This window comes from Kitasatospora sp. NPDC059827, from assembly GCF_042731675.1.
Classification (GTDB): domain Bacteria; phylum Actinomycetota; class Actinomycetes; order Streptomycetales; family Streptomycetaceae; genus Kitasatospora.
The window spans coordinates 1-6,110 of record NZ_JBHWIV010000162.1 but is presented as its reverse complement, the minus strand read 5'-3'; the positions used below and the strand labels follow the sequence as shown (position 1 = coordinate 6,110).

At 74.8% G+C, this 6,110-nt stretch carries 3 protein-coding genes and 1 pseudogene; 2 read left to right on the top strand and 2 right to left on the bottom strand.

Annotation, left to right across the window (positions count from 1 at the left end; genetic code table 11):
- Window positions 1-246 precede the first annotated feature (246 nt).
- Window positions 247-1,533: pseudogene (locus ACFV8H_RS41020) on the bottom strand (SpoIIE family protein phosphatase); the annotation flags it as partial.
- 170 nt (window positions 1,534-1,703) lie between these two features.
- A complete protein-coding gene (locus tag ACFV8H_RS41015) occupies window positions 1,704-3,053 on the bottom strand; it encodes an NAD(P)/FAD-dependent oxidoreductase (RefSeq protein WP_380409838.1) in 1,350 nt (449 codons plus the stop codon).
- A 574-nt stretch (window positions 3,054-3,627) separates the two neighbouring features.
- Here ACFV8H_RS41015 and ACFV8H_RS41010 point away from each other — a divergent pair.
- Together ACFV8H_RS41010 and ACFV8H_RS41005 are read left to right on the top strand one after the other, a co-directional pair.
- Window positions 3,628-4,500, top strand: a complete 873-nt coding sequence (locus ACFV8H_RS41010; RefSeq protein ID WP_380409836.1) for a TetR/AcrR family transcriptional regulator — start codon at window positions 3,628-3,630, stop codon at window positions 4,498-4,500.
- Between the two features lie 444 nt (window positions 4,501-4,944).
- Window positions 4,945-6,110: sigma-70 family RNA polymerase sigma factor (locus ACFV8H_RS41005; protein ID WP_380409834.1), on the top strand; the 1,166-nt coding region annotated here is incomplete at its 3' end.

The following is a 6,110-nucleotide window of genomic DNA, read 5'->3' as shown; positions in this document are numbered from 1 at the left end:
ATAAACAGCGCACGCCGAATAAGCACCGAGCCGAGACGCGAAAAAGCGAAACGACCGGCACGAACCGGAAGAGGTGTTTCAAGGGATTGGCTGCCGCGGGGCCGTCCGCGCAGATGCGTGTCCGGTGCTCCATGACAGGCAGCTCGAAGAACACTAGACCTCTGGGGTGGCCGAGTCAAGCACGGCAAGCGAATTTTCGGTGCCGCCCGCAGTGCCGCCTGCGGTGCCGCCCTCGGCGCCCTCCCTGCCCTCGTCCGCCGGCAGCTGGAAGGCCAGGACGGCGACGTCGTCGTCGTGCTCCGAGGTCACGCCCATCGCCCGGAGGAGCCGGGCGCAGATCACCTCGGGGGCGCCGACCGCGCCGGTGAGGGTGCGGGCCAGCAGGTCGAGGCCTTGGTCGATGTCCTCGTCGCGGCGCTCGACCAGTCCGTCCGTATAGAGGACGCCGGTGGTGCCGGGGAGCAGGCGCAGGGTGTGGGAGACGTGCAGGCCGTCCCCGGTGCCGAGCGGGGGGCCGTTCTGTTCCTCGCTGCGCAGGATGGTGCCGTCGGGGCAGCGCAGCAGCATGGGGAGGTGGCCGGCCGACGCGTAGGAGAGGGTGCGGCGGCTCGGGTCCCAGACGGCGTAGGTGCAGGTGGCGATCTGGTTGGCGTCGATCTCCATGGCGAGGCCGTCGAGCAGGCGCATCACCTCGTGCGGGGGGAGGTCGAGCCGGGCGTAGGCGCGTACGGCAGTGCGGAGCTGGCCCATCACGGCGGCTGCTCGCAGGCCCCGGCCCATGACGTCGCCGATGACGAGTGCCGTGCGACCGCCGTCGATGGCGATGACGTCGTACCAGTCGCCGCCGACCGCGGCCTCGGCGCCGCCCGGCTGGTAGGTGGCGGCGACCCGCAGGTCGGCGGGCTGGTCGAGCTTCTGCGGGAGCAGGCTGCGCTGGAGGGTGACGGCGGCCTCGCGCTGGCGGCGTTCGGCTTCGCGCAGGCGGGCGGCGGCGAGCACCTGGTCGGTGACCTCGGCCGCGAAGATCAGGACGCCGGCGGGCGGGCCCTCGGCGGGGGTGTCGCCGGTGTCGCCCGGGCCGAGTGGGACGCAGGAGACGTTGTAGTAGCGGTTGCCGGTGAGCCCGAGGATGCAGCGCGCCTTGACGCTCCGGGGGCGGCCGCCACGGATGACCTGGTCCATCAGGGGCAGGACGCCCATGGTGCCGAGTTCGGGGAGGGCCTCCCCCGCGGGCAGGCCGGTGGGGCGTTCGCCGAAGAGTTCGCGGTAGGCCCGGTTGGCGTAGCCGAGCTGGTGGAGCGGGCCGTAGGTGACGGCGACCGGGGCGGGGATGCGGTTGAGCACCTCGCGCAGGTTCTGCGGTTTGAGGGGGTCGAGGAGTTCGGCGGTGGCGGCGGGGCTGGTGGGGTCCCGGGGGCCGGGGACGACGATGCCGTCGGTGGAGGGCGTGCCCTCGTCGGTGCCGGCCCCGTTGGACGGGGCGGCACGCCAGGGGACTCCGGTGAGCCGGGCGCTCCAGCGCATGAGGTTCAAACGACGGCCGCTTCCTCGTTTTCCAGGCATATCATCACTTTTTGTGTGCACAGCATCACATGGGGTAATGACCAGTTCGGGCTGATCCTGTCAGGCGGAGGCCCGGTTCCGGAAGTCGCGCGCCCGGCGTGGCCGTCGGTTCGGCTCCGGACGCCTGGCGGCGGGGTCGCTCATCGGGGGGCCTCCGGCCCGGCGCCGGACGGCCGCTCCGGCCCGGAATCGAAACCGCCCTCGAAGGCCGAACGCGGGTTCTCCATCGCCCCCAGCGAGACCACCTCGCGGGAGAACACCCCGCCGAGCACCCAGTCCATCAGCACCCGGACCCGTCGCTCCGCGCTCGGCAGCCGCCGCAGGTGCCGGGCCCGGTGCAGCCACCACGCCCGCCGTCCGGTGAGCCGGCCGCCGCGCCGGGTGTGGGCGACGGCCCGGTGCAGCCCCAGCGAGGTGGAACAGGCGGCCGGCCCGGGGCGGTACTCGACGAGGCCCGGCGCGTGCGGTCCACCGGCCAGCGCGACCGCGATGTTGCGGGCGAGCAGCTCGGCCTGGGCGAAGGCGTGCTGGGCATTGGGCGCGCAGGGGGCGCCGTCCGCGTTCGGGTCGGGTACGGCGGCGCAGTCGCCGGCCGCCCAGACCCCGGGCAGTGCCCGCCCGTCCGGGCCGACGGCCTGGAGGGTGGCCAGGCAGCGGACCCGGCCGGCCGTGTCCAGCGGCAGGTCGGTGTCGCGCAGCAGCGGCGAAGGCCGGACGCCCGCCGTCCAGACCAGGGTGCGGGCGCCGAAGCGGCTGCCGTCGGAGAGCGCGGCGACCCCGCCGGTGGCGGACTCCAGGGTGGTGCGCAGGCGGACGTCGACGCCGCGTTCGCGCAGCTGGCCGAGGGTGTGCTCGGCGAGGTCGGAGGACTCCTCGGCGAGGATCCGGTCGCCGGACTCGACCAGCACCCAGCGCAGGTCCTCGGCACGGACGTTGTGGTAGCTCCGCACGGCGGTGCGGGCCATGTCCTCCAGCTCGGCGAGCGCGCCGACGCCCGCGTAGCCGGCGCCGACGAAGACGAAGGTGAGCGCGGACTGCCGCAGGGCCGGGTCGCGGGTGGCGGAGGCGAGGTCGAGCTGCTCCAGCACGTGGTTGCGCAGGTGCACAGCCTCGCCGACGGTGGAGAAGCCGAGCCCGTGCTCCTCCAGGCCCGGTACCGGGGCGGTGCGGGAGACCGACCCCGGGGCCACCACCAGGACGTCGTAAGGGAGTTCGAGCGGCGCCGGGGTCTCGCCGGGGCTCGCGGCGTCGGCCAGGGCGCGCCGGGCGGCGTGTTCGACGCGGGTGATCCGGGCGGTCACCACCCGGCAGTGCGGCAGGGCCCGGCGCAGCGGGACGACCACGTGCCGGGGGTCGATCGAACCGGCCGCGACCTCGGCCAGCAGCGGGTGGTAGGTGGAGTACGCCTGGGGCTCGACCACGGTGATCTCCACCTCGCGGCGCCGCAGCTGTTCCCGCAGGACGCGCTGGAGGTGGAGCGCGGTGGCCATCCCGGCGCAGCCGCCGCCGACGATCAGGATCCTGATGGTGCACCTCCTGCCGGTGTGACGATTCGTCCCGGCCTCGCGGCCGGGGGTGTCCCCCCATCACGCCCCCCTATGAAGGACCGTCGGGGGTGGTCTTGTCCACAGTCCGTACGGGGCTGGTTGCGACGGAAGTGACGGGCGTGGCCAGTTGTGCTTCCCGGGCGACTTTCTGACGCACTTTCGGCTTCGAAGAGCCGTGAACTATGGTCGGATTGTGTGCCGGAGCGGCCACCGCCATGACAACCGGCGGCGACGCACCGTGGAGCGGCCACTACGGCCAGTTCCAGCGTTGGCGCGAGATCCCGACTGGGGGAGAGTCATCCGGGGAAGGGTAGTTCCCGGACGAGGCCCCGGTCGGTGCCGACGCGCCGAGCCGGACGCCGATGCGGTCCGGCGGCACGACCGTGGTCACCGGAACGCGACGGGCGGCACGAGCAATGGGTCATCTGGTCACTTCTGACGAGCTGAGCTGCACCGGGGGGTGCAGGGGCGGGCGACGACAGGGTCCGGTTTCGGACGCCTGCGGGGGAGAGTTGGGATGATGGAACAGAAGCAGGCATTGGGGCGGGCGAGCACACCGCACGCCGGACAGGGCATGGTCCCGGAGCAGCGCGGCCCGGTGGACCTGCCACCGGGCGGGATGTCGTACGCGGCCGTCCCGTACCGGACGGAGCCCCCGCAGGCCACCGCGCCGGTGCCCGGGGCCCGGCTCCGGGTCGACGCGCGGCGGAACCTGGAGAGCGTGCTGCGCGCGGCCCGGGAGGTGTTCGGCGAGTTCGGCTACGGCGCTCCGATGGAGGAAGTGGCGCGCCGGGCCGGGGTCGGGGTCGGCACGGTCTACCGGCGGTTCCCGAGCAAGGAGGTGCTGGTCCAGCGGATCGCCGCCGAGGAGGTGGCCTGGCTGACCGCGCAGGCGCGGGAGTCGCTGTACGGCGGCGACGGCGCCTGGGAGGCACTGGCCGGCTACCTGGCCCGGGCGGTCGGCACCGGGGCGGGGCGGCTGCTGCCGCCGGAGGCGTTCCGGTACGCGGAGGAGCTGGGCCGGGTGCCCGAGCAGCGGGCGCCGGAGGCGCCGGCTGCCGTGCGCTTCGACCTGCGCGGCGAGGAGTCGCGCTCCGGGGCGCCGGTCGAACCCTCGGCGGCGGACGCCGATCCGCGGCTGCTGCTGCAACTGCTGGCCGCCCTGGTGGCGCGGGCCGGTGCGGCGGGCGAACTGCGGCCGGGCGTCACGGTGTCGGACGTGGTGCTGGTGCTGACCGCGTCGGTACCGGTGCACGCGGCGCGGCCCTCGGTCACGGCGCCGCCGTCGGCCGGTTTCACGGCGTCCGGTCCGCAGCCCGACGGTCAGTCGGCTCCGGGGCCGTCGGACCGGCTGCTGCAGCTCCTGTTGGACGGTCTGCGGGCCCGCTGACCCCGGCTCGGACCGCCCCGGGGAACGGGGCGGTGCCGGTCGCGTCGGTACGGGCGTCGGTCCAGGCACGGTCGACGCACCCGACGGGCCCGGGAGTTGGACGGGAGCCGGACAGGAGTCGGACGGGGATCGGACGGCGATCGGACGGGAGTTGCGCGGGACACCGGCGCGCGGACAGGGCACGCGCGCCGGGTGCGGGCATCGTGCGACCCCGCGCAACACGCTGGGCGAACACGGCGCGACGGCCCCTCGGAAGAGTGGGTACCGGCCGGTCCGGCTACCGCCCGTCCCTGCGCTATGCCATCCTTTGCCCGTGGTTGGAGCCAATGTCCCGATGCGCGCCCTTCGCGCGCCGTCGGCGCCGTACGCCGGGGAACCGTGCGCCTACGCACTCCCGCGCGCCCTGCCACACTACGGGGGCTGTCGTGGAATCTGGGGTCCGTTGTGAGCGCCGAGGAACAGAACGACTACGGGTACGGCCTCGACTTCGGGGGCTACTCCGGTAGCGCGGCCGAAGGGTCCGCCGCGGGCCCCGGCGGCACCGGGGCCGCCCAAGTACCCGGCGCCGCAGCCGGTTCGGGCCCGACCCCCGGTTCGAGCCCCGGACACGTCCCCGACCAGGCCGGGATGCCCAGCCGCGAGACGCTGTCCGCCTCCGCCGCCGCGCTGCCGCCCGGCCGGGTGCCCGGCCAGGCCCCCGCCGGCCGCGGCCGCGTCGCCCCCGAGGCCTTCGTCGGCGACGGGCGGACCGCCCGGCCCACCGTCCCGGCCCCCGCCGACCCGGTCGACGGCGACCGCCCGCCCTCCGACGCCGAGTTGACCGCCCGGGTCCGGGCCGGCGACGACCGCGCGTACGAGGAGATCTACCTCCGGCACGCCGACTCGGTGCGCCGCTACGCCCGCACCTGCTGCCGGGACAGCTTCACCGCCGAGGACCTCGCCGGCGAGGTCTTCGCCCGCACCCTGCAAGCGCTCAAGGCGGGCAAGGGGCCCGAGTTCGCCGTCCGCGCCTACCTGCTGACCGCCGTGCGCAACGTCGCCGCCGCCTGGACCCGCAGCGAACGGCGCGAACAACTCGTCGACGACTTCGGCGTGTTCGCCCAGACCTCGGCCGCCGTGGTCGACTACGACCTGGCCGACCCCGGCGCCGACGCCTGGGCGATGGCGATGGCCGACCAGCGGATGGTCATGCAGGCCTACGCCGAACTGCCCGAGGACGACCGGATGGTGCTCTGGCACACCGAGGTCGAGCAGGAATCGCCCAAGACCGTCGCCGTGATGCTCGGCAAGACCGCCAACGCCACCGCCGTCCAGGCCCACCGGGCCCGCGACCGGCTGGCCGCCGCCTTCCTCCAGGCCCACGTCTCCGGCAGCCAGGCCAGCAGCTGCGAGGCCTACGCCAACCGGCTCGGCGCGTACGCCCGCGGCTCACTGCGCAAGCGGGCCTCGGCCGAGGTCGGACGGCACCTCAAGGAGTGCGACCGCTGCACGGCGGCCTGCCTGGAACTCACCGAGATCAACACCGGCCTGCGCGCGCTGCTGCCCGGCGGCGTGCTGGTCTGGGTCGGGGTCGGCGGGTTCAGCGCCGCCGCGGCCGCCCTGGGCGGGGC

Coding starts and splice junctions, on each gene's coding strand:
- ACFV8H_RS41015 (WP_380409838.1), bottom strand. CDS start 3,053: ATGGCCACCGCGCTCCACCTCCAGCGCGTCCTGCGGGAACAGCTGCGG.
- ACFV8H_RS41010 (WP_380409836.1), top strand. CDS start 3,628: ATGATGGAACAGAAGCAGGCATTGGGGCGGGCGAGCACACCGCACGCC.